The organism is Shewanella sp. SP1S2-4, assembly GCF_031932075.1.
GTDB lineage: Bacteria > Pseudomonadota > Gammaproteobacteria > Enterobacterales > Shewanellaceae > Shewanella > Shewanella baltica.
Genome location: NZ_JAUOET010000032.1, coordinates 29,550 through 50,456 on the forward strand (window position 1 = coordinate 29,550; position 20,907 = coordinate 50,456).

The window sequence follows — 20,907 nt, forward strand, 5'->3', positions numbered from 1 at the left end:
AGGCTACAATCGCCTCACTTTGTTACCTAGCAAAGCTTAGGTAATAAATAAAATAAAATCGGCAGACGATCGATAACAAAAATAACCTTACAAATCAAATGGAGACCTCACTATGGCGGATGGATTAAACCGCGTTCACTTTAACCCCTCAACAGCACAACTTGTCGAATTTGCCCTGCTACGCGGCGAAGGTGAATTGACAGCCAATGGCGCATTAGTCGCTAAAACAGGCGCTCGCAGTGGTCGCTCACCCGGCGATCGTTTTATCGTAAGAGAACCCAGTTCAGAAGCAGACATCGAATGGGGCCCAGTCAATCAAGCTTTCGATCCAGGTGCTTTTGAAGGTTTATGGGCACGGGTTGAAGCTTACCTAGCCGATAAAGAACTGTTTGTCTCTGACCTCGAAGTCGGTGCCGATACAGAGCATTACCAGCCAGTACGTGTGACCACGCAATACGCTTGGCACCAACTGTTCGCCCGCAATCTATTTATCATTCCTGAAGAATTTAATCGTAAAGACAAACCTGTGTGGCAGATCATCAATGCCCCTGACTTTGTTTGCGATCCAGCGCGTGATGGCACTAACTCAGATGCGACCGTGATTTTAAACTTCGCCGAACGTAAAGTGCTGCTCGCGGGCCTGAAATACGCTGGCGAAATGAAAAAGTCTATGTTCTCAGTGCAGAACTTCCTACTGCCAGCCCAAGGCGTGCTACCTATGCACTGCTCGGCCAACGTAGGTAAAGATGGCGACACTACGCTGTTTTTCGGTTTATCTGGCACAGGTAAAACCACACTATCTGCCGATCCAAAACGCTTCCTGATCGGTGACGATGAACACGGCTGGGCACCTGGCGGCGTATTCAATATTGAAGGCGGTTGCTACGCCAAATGTATTGACTTAAGCCAAAAGAATGAACCAGTTATTTGGGATGCGATTCGTTTCGGCACTGTACTTGAAAACGTCGTAATGGACGAACACCGCGTACCCAACTACAAAGACAGCAGCCTGACGGAAAACACCCGCGCGGCGTATCCGCTGGAGCACATCGCCCAACGTAAAGAAGACAACTGCGGCGCCGAGCCACATGCGGTTGTGTTCTTAACTTGCGACGTGTCTGGCGTATTACCACCGGTTTCTATCCTGACCAAAGAACAAGCGGCATACCACTTCTTGTCTGGCTACACAGCTAAAGTCGGTTCGACTGAAATCGGCTCAACTTCTGCGATTCAGTCAACCTTCTCTACCTGCTTCGGCGCACCTTTCTTCCCACGCCCTGCTGGCGTGTACGCAGAACTGTTGATGAAGCGTATCGAGTCCTTCGGCAGCCAAGTGTACTTAGTCAACACCGGCTGGACTGGCGGTCCACACGGTGTGGGTAAACGTTTTGACATCCCCACCACCCGCGCCATCGTCGATGCAATTGTCAGCGGTGAATTGAAAGATGTAGAAACCGTCCACTTAGACACGCTGAATCTGGCCGTTCCTGTGGCAGTCACAGGCGTAGACAGCAACTTACTCAATCCAATCAACACTTGGGGCGATAAAGCGCTATATGCCGAATACGCCCAAAAACTGGCCGAAGCTTTCACTAAAAACTTCGCTAAGTATCAAGTATCAGACGCTATCCGCAACGCTGGTCCAAAGGCATAAGCGCGTAGCGGATTCATTTAGATAATGTAATCAAACACATTGTTGAGTAAAAAAGCGCGGGGTCAGCGATGAACCCGCGCTTTTTATTTGCGGCTAAATTGATTTAGAGACGATGAAATCGGCCCACACGAAAGTCGCTGCGATAGATTTTTATATGTTTTATTTCTTATCGATTAGTTAAACCAAGCTTAAATTAATGCTGCGTTTTTATAATCGCCGATAACAATCATCATTTTTAGGAAGCGGCACCCAAATGGAAAACCATAAACCTGTCACTGGATTCCAGCGATTTCTCAATGGCGTCGAAGTCGTCGGCAATAAACTGCCCGATCCGGCGGTGTTATTTGCGATGTTTCTGGGCCTCGTCTGGCTGATCTCTTGGGGATTATCGGGTGTCAGTTTTGATGAAATCGACCCTCGTACTGGCAACCCCATTCAAGTCGTGAATATGCTAGAAGGCGGCGCACTGACGGCATTTACCTCGAACATAGTCTCCACCTTTGTGACTTTCCCACCGCTCGGTGTCGTGCTGGTTGCTATGCTGGGGCTTGGCGTGGCTGAGCATACCGGCTTTATTAATGCGGGCCTGCGGTCGATTTTGTCTGTGACCCCCAAGATGTTACTCACTCCGGTATTGATCGCCGTGGGTATTCTGAGCCATGTCGCGGTTGATGCGGGTTATGTACTCGTTATCCCACTCGGCGCGGTGATCTTCTATGCCGCGGGTCGTCATCCCCTAGCCGGTATTGCCGCCGCTTTCGCTGGCGTATCCGGTGGTTTTTCTGCGACCGTGGGTGTGCCATCGAGCCTTGACCCTATGTTAGCGGGCTTAACTCAGGCAGCGGCAAGATTATCAGCCGATCCCGCGGCCGCCACGTTAACAATTAACCCACTGAATAATATCTTCTTTACGTCGGCTTCTGCCATTTTAATTATCTTAGTTGGCTGGTTCTTAACGGATAAAGTGATTGAGCCGCGCCTAAAAAACACAGCTGTGAATAGCGATCCCAGCACGCTCCCAACCCTAGATGAACTACAACCCCATGAGCGCCGCGGACTCAAATTCGCCATGGGCGCCATGTTGTTATGTGCCCTAGGGCTGGTGTTTAGCGCCTATGGTGACAACTCTGCCTGGCGTGGTACCGATGGCGCGCTAACCAGCGCCTCGGCTCCTTTAATGCGCTCCATTGTGGCGATTATTTTTGTATTCTTCCTCGTGCCAGGCATAGTCTATGGCTATGTTGCGGGCACGGTGAATAACCACAGAGCCATTATTCAAGGCATGAGTAAGTCCATGAGCGGCATGGGTTATTACATCGTCATGGCCTTCTTCTGCGCCCAGTTTATTTATGCCTTTGGTCAATCCAATTTAGGCGCATTAATGGCGATTAAAGGCGCGTTGGCGTTAAAAGAATTGGCCCTTCCTATGGGTGTAACTTTGGTGGGGATTGTATTTCTCACCGCGTTCGTCAATCTATTGGTCGGCTCGGCGTCGGCCAAATGGGCCTTGATTGGTGCCATCATGGTGCCCATGTTGATGGAGCTGGGTGTATCGCCCGATCTGACTCAAGCCGCTTACCGCGTGGGCGACTCGTCGACCAATATCATTACCCCGCTGATGCCTTACTTTCCGTTGATTGTGGTGTTTTGCCAAAAATACGTTAAGGAATCAGGCATTGGCACCCTAGTGGCGCTGATGTTGCCGTTTTCAATCAGTTTTCTCCTGCTTTGGAGCGGTTTCTTACTCGCTTACTGGGCCCTAGGTCTGCCATTAGGAATTGGCAGTTCACTCTCCTTCCCTGCACTATCTTAGCCTTAGCCTGAATATCGCTTGGCAGAGACGTCGGCTGAGCTATCACAGGTAAACAAAAATGGCGCCAACTCGACAAGAGCTGACGCCATTTTTTATATCTATTGAATCAATCTATTGTGTTTACTTAGTATCCGATCTCAGCACTAACTCCACTCGACGATTCTGTTGTTGCCCCGCCTCATCACTGTTGCTCGCAACGGGAGCATGTTCACCAATACCCACAGCTTCAAGCTGTTGAGCTTTAATACCATGACTCGTGGTCAATAACTTCACAATCGCCACCGCGCGGCGTTGGGATAGACCTTGGTTATAGGCTTGATTACCTTTGTCATCGGTATGACCCACCACATAAAATGCACGCTTAGGATTTGCCTTTAAGTAACTCGCAAGCACCTCGACAACGGGCTGCGCCTCGGGCAGCAACTTGTCGCTATCGTACTCGAATAGCAGCCCTTCTAAGGCAACATGCCCCTTGGCTTCGATTTGGTCGGTCAGCGCCTCAAGATTGATCCCCACGCGGTCATCCTTAAGCTCAGTCTCCTCCAACACCCGCAGGTCGGTCCATAACCCGCCGATATAACCAATGGTATAAGTGCTCACATGCACATTCCCCTCGGGGCGCGTTAAGGTATACCAAGCATAAAACTGGCTGTCTTCGTTGCCAATGTTCACTAGAGAATCGATGGCTTTGATAAACCTATCCTCCCTACCACAGGTCTTTCCCTGACACTCAAATTGCGTCTCGAATCCGAGTTTAGTCAATGCCACCTTGTAGTTAGTGAACACCTCGTAACCCGAATATTCCTTTGGTATTGAATAGCCATTTTGAGTCAACTTACCCTCACGCTCCACCAGCACAGGCTTATTGCTTGCATCCATTGAAGACACAAAGGCAGTGCTCGCAAAGCCTTGGCGTTTAAAGTCCTGGATATAGCTTCCCTTTAGGCGGCTGATAAGCGGATGATCCTCGGCGCCGTTGGTATCCTTCTTTTGATTATCTTTAAACTCGATTTGCTTAGGCGCCTGCTGTAAAAATGCGGCATTAACCGTGACTAAATCTAACGGCTCGGGGATCACCTCGAGCGTCGTAATATGAAGACCCGCAGAATCATCCATAACTGCTGCTTGTATGGCGGAATAAAACTCTTTTTGCTCATTCTTAACTCGAGCAAACAAGTAACCACTTTCAACACCAATAACACCATCTAACAGCGCAATTTTCTCTCGTAATAAGCGAGAATCACCACAAGCCTCAAGCAGACACTCGAATAGGACTTCGCCACCAAGCTTTTTAATCTGCTCACGGTAATTATCGAGAATATGCGCAGGGCTATATTCGGGCGCTAATTTGTATTTTTGCTGATGGACCTGACCGAAGATAGGCTTAAAACGATAGTCAGATCTTTGTTCACCCGCGCTGATAATAAAGGGATATTCGGCATAATGGCGCGTCAATTCATCCTTTAATTTCGCCGTAGGAAAAGGCGTAAATAATCCCTCATCCGCCGCCATTAACGACAAAGGCATTAGGCTCGTCGAAATTGCCAACAACCCCGCTAAATAACTCCGCTTAGAAACACGCATCAATATTTACCCTCCATAGAAAAACTGCTGCGAAAAGTAACACTAAACGGATTGCGCAATAACAAATATGAAACAAGTTAATACTTTAGCGTGATTGAGGAGATGGGTTGTACAGGCAAAAATAGCTGTCGAAGAAACGACAGACTGATATAGATGTCAATCACTTAACCTGTCTTTTCGCCGAGATTCACTTTCATCACAAGGACGTTTATTTTGCCATCTTCCCACACAGCTCGGATCCTATCCATAATCGCCCTTTTATTTATGCCGCTATGTGTGCAAGCAGTAAATCAAAAATTAGACGATGAATTAACCCAACGCTGCTTAGGCACTTTCGATTTTATTAAGACCCAAGACCTAGCGACCTTTATCGCTCTTATGCCGTACGCACCAACTAAAAAAGAACAGGAATATGCTGGCGAGATTTTGCAACGCTCCCACAAGCGCTGGTATGTTGACCGAACCATGGATGAAATTACTCCCAAAGGGGTGAGCTATAGCACAGCAGACGAATTTAAACGGCAAAAAGGCGCTATCCAAGAAGCAAGAGTTAAACTGCTGATCACCAGCCCCAATAAACAAGCCTCGGTCAGTTGCAAATTTGTCGAAACACCAAAAGGTTGGTTCCTCTCCAAATTGCCGTAAGTGATCTAAAACAGCCAACGACATAAAGGCAAGGTAGTAATGCAGTATTCGCAATTATCTAAAAAGGCCCAAAGGTTTATCAATCCTGATGGATTGCATGAACAGCTTCGTCTTGCAACTAAGAGCCATTATGTTCGTCGAGGGTTAGCATTATTGGGACTATTGCCACTTTCGGCATCTCTTATCATGGCGATCACCCTCGACGGCGGTGAGCAGATTTTTTACCAGTTTGTCGTGGCATTGTTGCTACCTCTAGTACTCATTCTCTGGGCGTTCAAGCAGCATTTGGTACTTGATAATCCAAGTCAGCAACGTTTCGTACAATCACAATTTTTGGGTTATCACTTCAAAAAAGCCTACCTAGCACCACTGAAATCTACCGAGTTACTATTGCGCCACGATAGTTATAACAGAAACAAATATGAGCTTAAGTTGCATAATCTTGTGTACCCAATCGGCAGTTTAACCGATACCACTCAAGCTATGATGTTCTTTGCACAGACATTTAATCTCTCTGCCAAAGAGCAAATCACCCAATTCCCCAATATCCGTGAGCTAGATTTACTCTCATCAAATGAACAACTTATCGCGTCACTCTCGCTAAATTGTCAGGATAAACCTATCGCGCAAGAGGTCGGCACCATCAACACAGTCGATGGATATAGCGCACAGGCGACTGACGTTAAAGAGAATGGCAACCTTGCTCATCGTCCGCTTTCGGCAGATATCGAACCACTGTGGTCCCCTAAGTTAATACTTAAACTGTTTTATCCGCTGCCATTTATTATGGCGTTTGGCTTTGCGATGAAGTTTATTGGAAGCCTATAGCGATGCGCTTTAAACAACTCTCACCGACCATAGCAATCATGGCTAAAACTCGAACACAAACCATTGGGCGCTGGATTTTTGCAAGCCTAGTCGCTTCACTCACCTTATTTAACACGCTAGGTTTTGAGCATTGGTCCTATGCCGAAGTGATTATCTGGTCGTTCATTGCACTTCTTAGTTGGCATCTACTATTTGCTCGTAGGCGTATTCAGTTTGATCTCGAACGACAACTAATCACCATTAACGTCAGTTCGCTCTATCCGCTAACCCAACAAGTCATCCCCATCAACCACATTGCAGCATTTCAAATACAGCAACGTCTCGGCCAGCCCCATGGGTATGATTTGTTGATAGTGATGGATACTCAAATTGAACCATTGAAATTTCAATATGGTGACTTGCACCAAATACAGGCGATAGGTAAGCAATTATCAACATTTTGCAATGTTCCCCTGCTTAGCTAACTGGAACCTACTATGTATGTTTTTAAAATAATCTGAAAATTGAAGCTAAACGGATATTGATACTTATGGAAAAGATAAGAATTATTGCACTGTGTAGTTTACTTGCCTGCAGTATTTTTCCTGCGAGCGCCGCACAGGATAGAGATCAGGCTTTAGCGACTTTTGACCGCCAAACAGCACCACTCATAGAGCAAGCCATTGCATTAGGGGAAACAGCACCAGAGGACAGAATTGACGATGCGTTAGATCGCCACCAAGGTGATGCACTTGCCGTTATAAGGGAAGGCATTCCTCAACGTCTGGCGATTAAGGCAAAGCAACAACTTACGTTAGCGAATGAGTACCTTAGGTATTTTAAAGAATTACAGCAGCAAGTTCCGCATGCGAGTCAATGCCATCAACCGCAGCTGATGGCTGATTTTAACTCGCAAATCAAAGAACTAACTGCCTATGCAGATAGACTTAACACTTACTCTAATATCCAAAATCTAGGCGATGCCTTCCCAGCGTTAATGGACATGAATATCAGCCAGGCACGGGTCAATACCCTAACGAGTCTATTTCATCGATTTCGGATCTGTGTTTTAGGCGATGATTCACCAGCCTTGGTCGAGGGGCTCAGCGGCGAGAAAGGAGATGCAATAGCCAATGCCTTTATCAGTACATTTGCAGCCAAACAGGGAGTGATTCCGCCTACTGCACCCGAATATATATCAGAGAATGATACTGAAGATATTTCCCAATTCAGTGAGATAGACGAGCCTGGGCTTATCCAAGAAAAACCAGAGCAAGATTATGGCACCTTTGATGGGCCTCAAACAGAGGCCACAAGTGAGATTTCACAGCCCATTTCAGCCCTAAAATTTAGCAACAAGCCACTGGGTGACTGTATTCAACAACAGGCGAAACTGCTCGCGATTCAACAAAGCCAAGAACTCAGCTTACTGAATTGTCAGTTTAATCCCACCGATATGGTGGCATTAGACGACCTCAACGCCTTTAGTCATCTTGACACCCTTAGCTTGAAAGGTGGCACGCTCACTTCACTTTCTAATCTGAATAACAAGAATCTGAAAACACTAATGTTAAACAATATGAAGGTTACTGATTTTAAATCGAAAAACCTACAGCTAGATAGTTTGCTAATCAGCCAAGTGAATTCTAACAATTGGTCAAGCTTGCTCTCCCTTAACGCCCAGACAATTAGTATTGATAACACCGTTGATTGCAATCAACTCAAGCCTCTATTGAGATCGGAAAAGCTGATCCCTATTCATCCAGGACTTAGCCCAACAGAAATGGCCGAACGTATGCAACAAGCAGAAGCTAATGGCATACCACTGTTAATGCTCGAATGTGCAATCTAAAAATGTATTTAACCGACATAAGCCGCTAAGAGCCCTTATCATACCTTTGTATAGTTGTATGATTTTTAAACAAAAAGGAAAATATAAGCGCTACTAACTACAGCAATTTTACTCCGCTGTGTTACGACAGGAAGGATGCCAAACGTTGTCGTGAAAGGGATATCTCCAATATGCAGGGCGCGTTAGCGCACATGCTGCCAATTTATATCCCTCAGACTGATACTTACCAACCTTCTTAGCAACAGAAACTCAAGTTAACACCATTTGGCTTGGTAGTGATTAACGCTGTAACACTTTGAATAAGCAAAGTGATCAGATGGCTTCACCCTCAATAAGCACAATGGAAATTGCCGAATTAATGTAAGGACACAAGATGTTTAAACCTAAACTGCTCTCTTTGCTAATCGCCACCAGTTTGCTGACGGCATGTTCTGGCTCAGACGATAAAGATGACACCACCACGACGCCAGAGCCGACGCCTCCTACAGAATACGCACATAAAGTCACAGGTCAGGTCACTTATATCGGCGCTATCGCCGGGGCCAACGTGTGCGTCGATCTCAACCAGGACTTAAGCTGCTCTGAGGGCGAACCTAGCACAACGACGGATACCGATGGTAAATATCAAATAGATTGGAAAAGCGAGACCGAAAAACCGAACTATTACCTGCTGGCAAATTGGGTTGATAGCGCGCCGTCATCTGCACGCTCAGCATTGGCGATGAGCTCCGCCGCAGCTAACACCAGTGCCACCACTGGCGGCATGAATATCGTTGCCCTGCCCGATCATGCGGGTCATATCAACGCGCTGACCAATATTGAGTTTTCACGCTATCGCAAGATGATTGAGGCCGACTTAACGCCACAGCAAGTGATTGAGTTCCGCGCCAAACTCAAAAACCTATACGCCACTGGATTTAAACAAGTCGAAGCCGATTTATTTAGTCTTTCGCCCGAAATCACTCTGCAACCCACATTTCTCGACACCCTGCTGTTACACGATTACCTGCTAAACCTCACCAATGAGCGCACAGTGGAAATTTTGGCGGCCATCGAAGTGTTAATCGCCGCATTTGAAGCCTTCGAGAATTTAATCCTAGGGTATGGTTTTGGCACTGAGGCCTACCTGCAAACTAATCCTGTCGCCGTCACCAATAAGGTGGAGAGCACCTTAGTGTCCTTCGGTTATATGGAAGCGCCGGTTGATGACAAGGCGATGAACAGCACTGACTGGGATACAGTGTTTAGCAGCATGCTCAATCAAACCGACGCATCTCATGTGCTCAATATCGCAACCGTTCGTAACAGCCATTTTGTCAGCTTAGATTATGGTAATGCTGACCAAACTCTTACTGGGGTATTTTCAGGTGACGCTGTGATGATCTTCGACAACACATCGGGAGAGGAGGTCCCTACAGAATGCTGGAATGAGCCGATGAAGAAATGGATCAATGCCTCGCGTAACGACCAAGGGTATGTCCTTAAAGAACCTGTGATTGAAGGCAATCAATTAAAAACCGTTTATGCCGGCACTGAAGTTCCTGTCGAAATAAATTTCCATAAGTATCAAAACACGGCCGCTGACTGGCAAGATTTGCTGGCAAACCTCCCGAGCGACCTCAAACTGGCGTCACTCAGCTGGCCTTCACAAATATATCGCATGGATATTAAGCAAACGGCCGACGTGTTATGCCGCGAAGAAGATCCCACCACCTATGAAACGGGCGTAGAAACCGCGAGCGAGCTTTCTACTGGCTTGATCGTGGAGCTATTGTGGCCCTTCGCTTACCCCGAGAGTTACGTTGAGGACTCAACGAATAAGTTCACCATTCTCGATAGCTTCGGTCAGCCTGAAAGCCAACATGAATGGAGCATTAGCACCAGTCAAAATGGCGGCAAGCTGCTAACTATCACTGAAATTGTGGAGGATCCGATTGCTAGCCAGATGGTGCAACCGAGCTACTACCTTGTGACCTCAAACTTGCTGACTGAAGTTGAGCTAAACACGGCATTTGATACGACTGACAATAAACAGTTATATCGCTTTACCTACGACCAAAGCTTCAGCAATACCCTGCACAACCACTTTAAGTCGCTAGCAAAGTAAAGCTTACTCCATCCGCGCCCCTGAGTTGATTCCTCGGGGGCGCTTGTCTCAGCTTAAGTCGCGACGCCCCACAAAGAACCCATCAGAGGCTGATAAACGCATCTCGCTCATAGTAAAAGATAATAGCTTCAAGTAGTTCCTGTTCACTGGGCTGAGCTTTTTGCTGCTTAAGATTATCGATTACATCTTCGATTTGATCCATATTGAGCAGATAGCAATAACCATTGTTTATCAGACTATCTTCAAACTCATCGATTTCTTCATTAGACCAATCCCTCATATCATCGACAATTGGCAGTAGCCGCGTGGTCAGTTGGAGAATTTCATTTTCCGCAGTATCTTGATAAACAAGCCAATATTGTAAGCCTCGCTGAGTAATACACTTATTAACCCAGCTTTTTAACGGCTCTGATTCGCCAAGGAATGATCCTATATCCACCAATGTCTCCTTCATATTAACGTCAGAGTGACATGTTAACTTGCTTAAAAAATATAAGTCTATGGCTTTGAGTTAATCTGCTCCTTCCAATCACTTGCAGTCAGTTCATCCATAAATAATGGAAAAAACGGGTTGTATACCACAGAAAAAACTACGCAAAGGTTAAAATTGATACTTTCAACAGTCGTTATATCTACCCAACGCGACTGTGCAACCTAACGAAAAATCACAATTCATCAATCTGGCAACTAAAATCGCACCATTAAATAAACTTTATTCATTTTTAAGCCGCTAAATTTAAGTATTATTCATTTAATGTTGGCGTGATTTAGACTTTGGTTATTTTGAAACCAAGGTTGGTGATGTTTCACAATCCCCTGCTATGCAATTGTGGTACTTTAGCCGGACAAAAAAAGTGTCGGGCATTGGCTTTTAGCCTAGAGTAGGCCTTAATCACTAAGGTTTACGGCGTCTAGATTCAAATCGCCTACATCACACAAAATGCTGCGGCAACTGGGGAGTTTCGCAAGAATGAAGAGCAAGAGTTTATTAGGCAACATTGGTGTGCAAGTGGTTATTGCCATGATTATCGGCGCGCTAGTCGGTTTTATCATGGGCGAGAGTGCAAGCGTGTTTGCACCACTCGGAACCATTTTTATCCATTTAATCAAAATGCTAGTGATACCACTGGTGTTAGTTTCTATCATCAGCGGCGCGGCAAGCTTAGGCGATAGCCCATCGGCAGGTAAGATAGGCATTGGCACTTTTGGCTTCTTTATCGTGACATCAGGCATCGCCGTAGTACTGGCGTTGGTGATGGGCAATCTGTTCCAACCGGGCGCGGGGGTCGATTTCACTGCCCATAGCAGCCCAGATTTGATGGAAGTGACTAAGGAACACGGCGCATTGCCAGGGGTAATGGATACCTTTATCGGCATGATCCCAACCAATGTGTTCGAATCGCTGAACGGCGGTAACATCTTACAAATCTTAGTCTTTAGTATCTTCTTCGGTATCGCGCTGACCAAGGTTAAAGGCGATGGCGCTAAGCCAATTTTAGCCGCACTCAACACTGTTGTTGACGCCTTTGTGTGGATGATCAACTGCGTGATGATCATTGCGCCTATCGGTGTATTTGGTTTGATGGCCGATTCTGTCGGCACCTTCGGTTTCGATGCCTTAGAAGTCGTATTTAAGTTATTCGCCGTGTTTGTGGCCGCGATTCTGATTTACGGTTTTATCTTCTTCCCATTGGTGGTGCAGCTCTTCTCGAGAGCCTCGGCACGCCAGTTTATTTCGGCGATGAAAAAACCTCAGGTGATGGCATTATCGACCGCCTCTTCAATGGCGACACTGCCGGTGAATATGGAAACCTGCGAAGAAGATCTTAAAGTCTCTAAGGCAACCACAGCCTTCGTGCTGCCGTTAGGCGCCACGATCAATATGAGCGGCAATGCGATTTATTATGGTTTAGTGGCCATGTTCTTCGCCCAAATGTATAACGTCGATTTGTCGATGACAGCCTATGCAGCCATCATCTTCACCTCAACCTTAGGCGCAATTGGCCAAGCGGGTGTGCCCGGTCCATCATTCTTAGTGGTGGCAGTGTTGTTAGCGGCTGGCATCCCTATCGATGGCTTACCTTTGCTGTTTGCCTTAGACAGAGTGTTTGACATGATCCGCACCGCACTTAATATTACTGGCGATGCGGCTTGTGCCTTGATCATGGATAAATACACAGAAGTTAACGTTAAAGCGGATAGCGAGCGCAGCTTAAGCTAGCGAAACAGTCACTCAAGGCTTCAAATATCGGCTTGAATAGGCAAGGCTTATTCAAGCCTTTTTTATGCCCGCTGTTAGATATACCGAACTCTATCCTACTGATTTATTATCACTTAATTGAAATTAATGTGATCTTGGCGGCGCCTTGGACTAAGCTCAAACGGCGCTGCCTCGCAATTCGTATTTCTTTATCTGCCAAGCCACACGGACGCGACGTCTTTCTGCGATAATAGTTTGGCTATCATCAGCCCAAAGGAGTGTTGCATTATGTCCGTATTTGCCCCTGCAAGCCCTTTTGCCGACTTTATCTATCGCCATTTCCGCGCCATTCATGCCCTTAAACTTGGCCTCGCCTTGCTGATTGCCGTCACCATTAATGCCATTTGGTCGCCGCCACATTTTATTTGGAGCATGGTGACGATCGTGATCATTATGATGAGCCTGCCACAGGTGGGTGGTGCGATTGAAAAGTCCCTGCAAAGGGCGGTAGGCACTTGTTTAGGTTCTGCTTATGGCGTGATGTTAGTCGCCACTATCGACAGTTATTGGCTGATTATGGGGCTACTGATCTTAGCCGTCAGCTTGATTTGTTTTATCTCGGCGGGACGCTACAGCTACGCCTATCTCGTGGCAGGATTTACCATCATCATAGTGGTCGGCGATGCTAACCATGATACTTCTGAAGCGCTGTGGCGCACAGCCAACATACTCTCAGGCTGCGTGATTGCTATTTTAGTCTCGCTATTTATTTTCCCAATCAAGGCCAAACAAGACTGGCGCAGCCAGCTCGCCAATGCCATCGACAATATGGCAAAGGTGCTCACCCAACATTTACACGCTCCCGCTAACCATGATTTAGATTTTCGCGCCGAACTCGAAGCGGCCATGAAAGCGGTATTAACCCAAAAGAAGCTGTTTTTCTCCCTAGAGTGGGAAAGCCAAACCTTAAAAAAACATAAAATACTGCTGGCGGAATTGGTCAATAAACAGGTTCGGCTGATCACCCTACTCGAATTGTTGCCTTTGAGTCGCTGGCAGGAAGCCGACAAAGAGGCATACCACCAAATCAATCGCGTCGCCGCCGAGCTTACCGCCCATCTTCAAAGGCTGAGTGAATTTGTCGCAGGTAAAACCGCATCTTTACCCACGCTGCCCACCGCCCTAGGGCAAGAGTTGCAACTCAGATTACAACTCAGCTTGGCCGCCCAGACGCCGAATTCAGCCCCTTTGACAAATGAAGTCGCGCAGGGATTTGCCCTCACGGGATACGGCTGGCTTATCTATCAACTCGCCATCGCCGTCGAAGCCCTCTACGCCGATATCGAGATTATCGAAATCGCCTATAGCGGACAAACCGTGTTACACAAAACTGCCAAGCGTTCATAAGCCGTTACCACGGGGAATCACAGCTAAAAATCACTCTCGCGAACCAAGATAACCCCTTGACCGCCCTTGCGTTAACGGGGCGTTTAATGAAAAGATACCGTCCTAATAAAAATTCGATATATGGACTCTTTTCATGCGCTTATTTTCCCTTTCCGTTATCGCTATTGCCTGCCTTTCTGCGGGCAGTCTCTACACTGTCGATGCTGTTGCCAACGATGCAAAAACCTTAGCTCAAGCATCTACTGATTTGCCAACCTCAACGCCAGTCGCTGCGGCGCAAACCGTCACCGACAAAACGCCAGTTGAAACCCCAGTAGCAACAGCGCCACAAGATGTAAGTCCAGCTGCGAATACCCAAGCAACCGAACCCGCTGCGGCTGTCGCAACCGATGCCACCACTGTAGCGCCAGAGCCCGCGCCTAGCCCTGAGCGAGCCAACACCTTTGTCAACGATGCCATTTTACCGCCGAGTATCACTTGGCATGGCGCCAGCGAATCGCTCATGTTGAGTGTCGATAACGAGTGGGCTACGCCCTTTGAGCAAAGTAGTGGCATTGAAAGTCCGAGCTACGATGCCACTATCGCTTGGCTCGACAAACTTGCGGGCGAGTCAGATAAATTACAAAAGGTTAGCTTAGGTAAGAGCCCACAGGGCCGCGATATTTGGATGTATATCGCCAGCAGTGAAGGCATTAATGAGTCGGCGCGCCTCAAGCAAAACACTAAGCCAACGGTTTTAGTGCAAGCAGGGATTCATGCAGGAGAAATCGACGGTAAAGATGCCGGCATGATGCTGCTACGCGACATCATCAAGGGCGATAAAAGCGCCCTGCTGGATAAAACCAACCTCTTGTTTGTGCCTATGTTTAGTGTCGATGCCCATGAGCGCAGCGGCGAATTTAATCGCGTGAATCAACGTGGCCCAGTGAATATGGGCTGGCGCACTACCGCAAATAATCTCAACCTTAACCGCGATTATGCCAAGGCCGACAGCTTAGAAATGCAGCACATGCTGCGCGCAATCAACGTGTGGCAGCCAGACTTGTATATCGACGTGCATGTCACCGACGGCATCGATTACCAATACGATGTCACCTTTGGTTATAACCTTGCCCAAGGGTTAAGCCCAGCCAGTTACCGCTGGCTCGAAAACAGCTACAGACCCGCAGTTGAAGCGGCATTAACCGAGCAAGGCCATATTCCCGGCCCGCTGATTTTTGCCGTGGATAACGCCGATATCACCAAAGGCATGTCGCTGTGGAATCCAAGTCCGCGCTTCTCTAACGGTTATGGTGATGCGCGCCATTTACCGACTATTTTGATTGAAAACCACAGCTTAAAATCCTTTAAACAAAGAGTGCTCGGCACCTATGTGATGTTAGCGCAAACCCTCAAAACCGTGGGTGAACAGGCGACGAAACTTAAGAGTGCGATTCAAGAAGATAAATACCGCGCCTCACCGCTAATCACCCTTACTTGGAAATTAGCACCATTAGAAAAAGGCTGGGATTTTAAAGGCATAGATTATCTACTTGAAAAGAGCCCCATCAGTGGCGCTGAAGTTGTGCGCTGGACAGGTGAACCAAAAATTTACCCTAACTTGCCTGTGATGGCTGAAACAGTGCCCGACATTAAGGTCACTCGTCCGAGTGCTTACTATATTCCAGCGCAATGGACTCAAGTGATTGATCGTCTTAACGTGCATGGCATTCGCATGACGCGCCTGACCAAACCGACAGAGCTTAAATTACAGCAATACAAACTCAGTAACCCAGTGTTTAACACTAAGGATTTTGAGGGCCATCAAACGGTCAAAGCCGAGTCAGAGTTGACGAAAGTCAGCACCACTCTGCCCGCTGGCACCATTAAAATCAGCACAGATCAACCGCTGGGCGATCTGGCGGTTTTACTGCTGGAGCCGCAATCACCAGATTCCTTGCTGCAATGGGGTTTCTTTAATCCTATCTTCACCCGCACTGAATACATTGAAGATTATGCGGTTGAGCCGCTGGCGGCCAAGATGCTAAAAGATGATCCTAAGCTGCAAGCTGAGTTCGACAAAGCACTGACCAACGCCGAATTTGCCGCCGATCCCGAGGCACGCCTGCGCTGGTTCTATGAACGCAGCCCTTACTACGATAACCGTTACCTTAAGTATCCGGTTTACCGTAGTCGTTAATCCTCGCCATCACAAACCGCAAGCTTTACGCAGGTTTACGAGCGCTGATGCTATACACTAAGGGCACATTCTGCCCTTGGTGTGTTAACACATAACGACCATCGGTTTGCGCTTCGAGCCCTTCGAAACAGTTGTACGGGCTAAAATCGAATTCGTGGAAGAACTCCAACACTAAGCCCGCCTGCAATAACGCATTGATCACTTCCGATAGACTGTGTGACCAACACATTAAGGTTTGCTGTTCATCATCGGCATTTTCGGTATAAGTGCCTTCCTGCTCTATGTCTGGCTCACCCCGATTAAAATAGCTATAACCATCGAACAACTGCTGCACCGGATGAAATTCAGCCATATAGAACTGTCCGCCCGGCTTTAAACAGTCGGCAACCGTCTGCGCCCACAGGGTTAAATCCGGCAACCACACAATGGCACCATAGGACGTAAACACAATATCTTGCGGCTCAACCTTACCCGCCACACTGTAGACATCGCTACAGATAAACTCGGCGGACAACTGTGTCTGCTGCGCCAGCTTTTTTGCTTCTTCAATCGCCACTTCAGACAAATCGACACCCAGTACTTTAGCGCCCATGCGCGCCCACGACAGGGTATCTAAGCCAAAATGACATTGCAGATGCAGCAAGCTTTTACCTGCCACATCCAGCTCGCTCAGCTCGATTTCCCGTAATGAACTATTCCCACGCAGGAAGCCCGCCACATCGTAAAAATCCGAGGTTAAATGTACCCGAGTGCGCGCATCCCAAGCCGTCTTGTTGGTTGTTAAATAATCCATCTGCATCCCTTCTTATGTTTTTTGTATTTTTTGTATGTTTGCCCAGTCAGACCTATGAGGCTCAAGCTAACTCAATAAATGAGCAATTTCACTAATCTATGAGTAAATCCCTCATTCGGCGGACATGTCCGCACAGCCAAACGCGGACACTTTAAGTTTAAACTATTGATTATAAATGAAACTTAAAATTGGCATGGGCTGTGCAATGTCATATCCATCGCAAGACGACTCAGCACTCCCCCGAAAAAACGAGTGCCAGATAAACAAGGAAGCTAACATGTCACTACGCCCATTTATATTCACCCTAGCTTTTATATTGGTGTTTACCGCAGGGGTATCGCTCACTGGCTGCATTATTAATGTCAACGCTGCTGGCATGCCCGATTTAGACCACCAGCAACGCGAACTCACACTCGATAGCCAAGACTTGCAAGGCCTGATTGCCGAGACTGGCGCAGGCAGCCTCGAAATTATCGGTGTCGAAGGGCTAACCCAAATTAAACTCGTCGCCGACATCTATAGCAATAAGGACGGCAACGACGACAGCAAAGTCATTCTCACCCTTGAGAAAAAGGCCAACAAGGCCAAGCTCAAGGCCGATTTTGAACAAAGCGGTTTTAATAATTACTCGCCCTACATCGATCTAAAACTGCAAGTGCCTGCGAATTTAGCACTGGATATCGATGACGGCTCAGGTGCCATTTTGATCAGTAAGATGACAGCAGATATCAATGTCAAAGACGGTTCAGGTGAACTCATCATTAACGGCGGTAACAATGTCAGCATTGATGATGGTTCAGGGGACATTGAAGTCAGTCAAATTAACGGTAACCTCAAGATTGACGATGGCTCTGGCGCAATCAAGGTGACTGATATTCGCGGCAATATCGCCATCGATGATGGTTCAGGTAACATCGAAGTCGCCAATGTGCAAAGTCCAGTGACCATCACAGATGGCTCAGGCGACATTAATGTCTTTAACACTAAGGGATTAACGATTCTTGCGGCAGGTTCTGGTGATGTGAAATTTAACAAAATCGACGGCCCAGTAAGCATGGAATAACGCGCCATTTACTACCCTACACCCAAAGATTTTACCTACTTCCCGGCGTAGAGACTGATGTTGCAACGGTTCCCAGCCAAGATGTCAGTCTTCTACCCACCCTTTTAAGCTTGTTCCCGACTTATGCATTTATGCCACTAACCCCTTGTAGTGGCATTTTTTTGTCTGAGACTTTCTCAGACTCAATTCAGGTAAGCCTTTGGTAACGTTTTACCTATTTGTCCTTTCTGAGCAAAGTTTGACTATGGATGTCTCGATAAACTCGCTCGGTGAGCCAGTACTAGTTTCGGTAATGGTTCGAGGGGCTAATCGGCGGCAACATGGCTTCTTGCAGTTGTATTCCCTAATTGCCTGCCGCAGGCTTGCGCACTGTTACACCAGTGACTCGCCGTAAATACGTCCCTGTAGGCTCTACTAAAACATCCATGTTTTAGAAGGTCACTGGCGCAACAATGCTGGATTGGGTGTAACCATTGATAACTGAGTAATGCCGGACCTACCTTTCAATGTTTCGTAGCCGAATTTAACAATGGGGGTCTCATTAAACTGCCCGATTCCTACTTCTCCAATCACAATGCAGGCCATCTTTGGTGGTGCCCAAAGCTTAACTACCTAATTTATAATAGAAGTTAATCGACAAGCCATTAAGCACTATCATTCCTGTGGCTCACCGCCCTTTTGTTTAACAAGAAGTGTCCCTATAAGCTCTACGGCGGCATCTGCTGCATACGGAAGTGCAAATGCCGCGATCACATGGATGTGAAAGAACGGCCATGCCACCAACGGTCACTTCCATGACAGTGCTTAATTCCTTTAATCCACTCACACCTTAATGTCCGAATTTTACATACATAAATACAAAAACTTTAATCGTGAGTAACTCATTTAATTTTTGCGCCGAAGGTGTTCGCTTGAATGACTGGCTAGGAGCCATTCTCCAGCTTAGAAAGCAAATATTCACGACGCTTTGCAAGACGCTCTGAGCTCTTTACAAAGATGCTTGGGGCATGTGGCAAGGCAGCAATTGTGGCAGCCTCTTGAGGGCTTAATGCAGAAAGAGGCTTATTGAATATTACCTGAGCGGTAGAGGAAAAGCCCTTTAAGTCTTTGCCAGTATGCACTTGAGCCAAATAAAGAGTTAATTGCTCTTGCTCTGTAAGGTGAATCCTGACCAACTGTAGCCACAGAAATGACTCAATATGCCAGCCAACCAATGACTCGGGTTTATGGCTGATATTTAAATTATCAATAATTAACCTTGTAACCAGCCAATCAAGATTCTCGTCTGCGGATGCACGAACGAGCTGCACGATTAAAGCTGGAGGCTCACTTTCTTCTGTAGTAGCCACTTGGATGAATCGAGTTATTTCCCCACGGTGAGGCTGAAAGCAAAAAATATCATAAATTGCAAAACTTACAGACAGCAGCATCACAACGATAGCTATCGCCCAAGAAGAGATTTTAAGGCTTAGTCTCATTGTGGCTCCTAAAATAAATCCTACTAATTTAAAACAACAAATCTTAGTTGGAGGCTAACGATTGGACTATTAAGGTTGGATGCCGAATGTCTTGTTATTGCTTACCAACAACTGCTGAATAGTATGTTGCGATATTAGCTTCTTCACCAAGATAAATCCGCTTACTCACATTTGTAACTGGCCAGATTATTGGTTTGTTTTCTTTTGTACCTAGTGCGAAATGTTGCCGCCCATCAATTTCAACGCCACCCCATACAACATCTGCGTGATTTTTACGGTAAACCTCGCCAATATAAAAACCAAATATTTTTGCATAATCATTTACCTGCTCCGCAGGCATATTGCTCGCACGTGCATAATTGCTTAAGTTTGCAAGAATTGGCTCTAATTTAAAGATACTTTCATCTGACCAATCTAATATTAAGTTGAATTTCCGCCCAACAAAATCAACACAATCTAGTGAAAAAGCCTCTGCAAGCTTGGATACATTTGGATCTGGGGTAAAATTTAAATTCATATCCTTTGCCTGAATAGAAGTAACAAAAAGTAATGTTGTAATTACGGTCATAAATTTTTTAAACACATGGCTTCCTTAATAAATATAACGCCACTTAATCGGCTGGCTTGGAGTGCCAGCGGAAAACAAGTCTAATTAGCATATGCTAATCAGATATAGCAGACTTGTACATGACCTAAGCGCTCCCTGACTTTAAAAATATCTTTGCCTATAACAAAGACCCTGTACCTTAGGTCATTGGCCATTTTGTAGGCAGAAATATCATTTCTTATCGATTTGATGCTAATTGAAACAAGCTTATCTTCTAATGCAATTGCATCAGATTCATATTTGAAAAAGCCGACTATGTGCCAATGTTTTTGCTTTAACACATAGTTGAAAAAATATCCGCAAGCTTCTTCTTCGTTTTCTGATATAAAGATAGGCTCAGAATCACAACCTCTCTCAGAATAGAAAATGGCCCATTTAGCACCTTTTTTATCTAAGCAGAAAGCGCCATCACCTCTGCCCAAGATGGTAAAGTTACTTGCATTGCAACCTTCGGCGAGCAATTTTTCTTTTAACTCTAATGCTTTCATAATTAATGCCTAACGCGAAAATTCAGTGGCGCGATTGAGCACGTTCTGTGGAGACCAGAAGGTCTGGAACGAACTGGAATGCCTTGTTATGTAATGCCTGCGCAGATGGCACCTCTGTCTCGGCAATGGACACAGGATTATGATCTGGCTGACAGGATACTCTATGATTAACTGGATTAAGCACTGTCATGGAAGTGACCGTCCGTGACATGGATGTCACGATCGAGCAT

Annotated in this window: 17 protein-coding genes; 11 read left to right on the forward strand and 6 right to left on the reverse strand. The window is 46.4% G+C overall.

From position 1 onward, the window contains the following. Positions 1–112: 112 nt before the first annotated feature. Both Q4Q52_RS19870 and Q4Q52_RS19875 read left to right on the forward strand, forming a co-directional pair. A complete protein-coding gene (locus Q4Q52_RS19870) occupies positions 113–1,654 on the forward strand; it encodes a phosphoenolpyruvate carboxykinase (RefSeq protein WP_268650081.1) in 1,542 nt (513 codons plus the stop codon). Between the two features lie 253 nt (positions 1,655–1,907). Beyond that, complete coding sequence (locus Q4Q52_RS19875) at positions 1,908–3,467, forward strand: AbgT family transporter (protein WP_311991437.1); 1,560 nt, start codon at positions 1,908–1,910, stop codon at positions 3,465–3,467. Positions 3,468–3,587: 120 nt separating this feature from the next. Here Q4Q52_RS19875 and Q4Q52_RS19880 read toward each other — a convergent pair whose 3' ends face one another. Continuing rightward, a complete protein-coding gene (locus Q4Q52_RS19880) occupies positions 3,588–5,051 on the reverse strand; it encodes a DUF4892 domain-containing protein (RefSeq protein WP_311991438.1) in 1,464 nt (487 codons plus the stop codon). A gap of 276 nt (positions 5,052–5,327) precedes the next feature. Between Q4Q52_RS19880 and Q4Q52_RS19885 the strand changes: the two genes are divergently transcribed. The 5 genes from Q4Q52_RS19885 (at position 5,328) to Q4Q52_RS19905 (ending at position 10,462) form a co-directional block, all read left to right on the forward strand. Next, positions 5,328–5,696: a hypothetical protein gene (locus Q4Q52_RS19885; RefSeq protein WP_311890568.1), complete on the forward strand. Its 369-nt coding sequence runs from the start codon at positions 5,328–5,330 to the stop codon at positions 5,694–5,696. Between the two features lie 39 nt (positions 5,697–5,735). Beyond that, positions 5,736–6,524, forward strand: coding sequence for a hypothetical protein (locus Q4Q52_RS19890; RefSeq protein WP_311890567.1), 789 nt, complete (start codon positions 5,736–5,738; stop codon positions 6,522–6,524). A gap of 2 nt (positions 6,525–6,526) precedes the next feature. Next, positions 6,527–6,988, forward strand: a complete 462-nt coding sequence (locus Q4Q52_RS19895) for a hypothetical protein (RefSeq protein WP_311991439.1) — start codon at positions 6,527–6,529, stop codon at positions 6,986–6,988. Positions 6,989–7,053: 65 nt separating this feature from the next. Continuing rightward, a complete protein-coding gene (locus Q4Q52_RS19900; protein ID WP_311991440.1) occupies positions 7,054–8,355 on the forward strand; it encodes a hypothetical protein in 1,302 nt (433 codons plus the stop codon). A 373-nt stretch (positions 8,356–8,728) separates the two neighbouring features. Further along, complete coding sequence (locus tag Q4Q52_RS19905) at positions 8,729–10,462, forward strand: hypothetical protein (RefSeq protein WP_311905793.1); 1,734 nt, start codon at positions 8,729–8,731, stop codon at positions 10,460–10,462. An 82-nt stretch (positions 10,463–10,544) separates the two neighbouring features. Here Q4Q52_RS19905 and Q4Q52_RS19910 read toward each other — a convergent pair whose 3' ends face one another. Continuing rightward, a complete protein-coding gene (locus tag Q4Q52_RS19910; protein ID WP_300479586.1) occupies positions 10,545–10,901 on the reverse strand; it encodes a hypothetical protein in 357 nt (118 codons plus the stop codon). Between the two features lie 531 nt (positions 10,902–11,432). On the opposite strand from Q4Q52_RS19910, the gene Q4Q52_RS19915 reads away from it, so the two are divergent. From Q4Q52_RS19915 to Q4Q52_RS19925, 3 genes are all read left to right on the forward strand, one after another. Next, complete coding sequence (locus Q4Q52_RS19915; RefSeq protein ID WP_311899454.1) at positions 11,433–12,683, forward strand: dicarboxylate/amino acid:cation symporter; 1,251 nt, start codon at positions 11,433–11,435, stop codon at positions 12,681–12,683. 267 nt (positions 12,684–12,950) lie between these two features. Further along, positions 12,951–14,069 carry an FUSC family protein gene (locus Q4Q52_RS19920; RefSeq protein ID WP_311905792.1) on the forward strand — a complete coding sequence of 373 codons (1,119 nt, stop codon included), beginning with the start codon at positions 12,951–12,953 and terminating at the stop codon, positions 14,067–14,069. Between the two features lie 133 nt (positions 14,070–14,202). Then, positions 14,203–16,248, forward strand: coding sequence for a M14 family zinc carboxypeptidase (locus Q4Q52_RS19925; protein ID WP_311991441.1), 2,046 nt, complete (start codon positions 14,203–14,205; stop codon positions 16,246–16,248). A 25-nt stretch (positions 16,249–16,273) separates the two neighbouring features. Here the strand turns inward: Q4Q52_RS19925 and Q4Q52_RS19930 are convergent, their stop codons facing one another. Then, entirely contained in the window at positions 16,274–17,041 is a 768-nt protein-coding gene (locus tag Q4Q52_RS19930; protein WP_311991442.1) for a class I SAM-dependent methyltransferase, read from the reverse strand. 277 nt (positions 17,042–17,318) lie between these two features. Here Q4Q52_RS19930 and Q4Q52_RS19935 point away from each other — a divergent pair, with 277 nt between their 5' ends. Next, positions 17,319–18,104: a hypothetical protein gene (locus Q4Q52_RS19935; RefSeq protein ID WP_311991443.1), complete on the forward strand. Its 786-nt coding sequence runs from the start codon at positions 17,319–17,321 to the stop codon at positions 18,102–18,104. 923 nt (positions 18,105–19,027) lie between these two features. Here the strand turns inward: Q4Q52_RS19935 and Q4Q52_RS19940 are convergent. The 3 genes from Q4Q52_RS19940 to Q4Q52_RS19950 form a co-directional block, all read right to left on the reverse strand. Beyond that, positions 19,028–19,582, reverse strand: a complete 555-nt coding sequence (locus tag Q4Q52_RS19940) for a transglycosylase domain-containing protein (protein WP_311991444.1) — start codon at positions 19,580–19,582, stop codon at positions 19,028–19,030. Between the two features lie 94 nt (positions 19,583–19,676). Beyond that, positions 19,677–20,165: a DUF3806 domain-containing protein gene (locus Q4Q52_RS19945; protein WP_011982082.1), complete on the reverse strand. Its 489-nt coding sequence runs from the start codon at positions 20,163–20,165 to the stop codon at positions 19,677–19,679. An 83-nt stretch (positions 20,166–20,248) separates the two neighbouring features. Then, positions 20,249–20,677, reverse strand: coding sequence for an SPOR domain-containing protein (locus Q4Q52_RS19950; protein ID WP_311991445.1), 429 nt, complete (start codon positions 20,675–20,677; stop codon positions 20,249–20,251). Between the last annotated feature and the right edge of the window lie 230 nt (positions 20,678–20,907).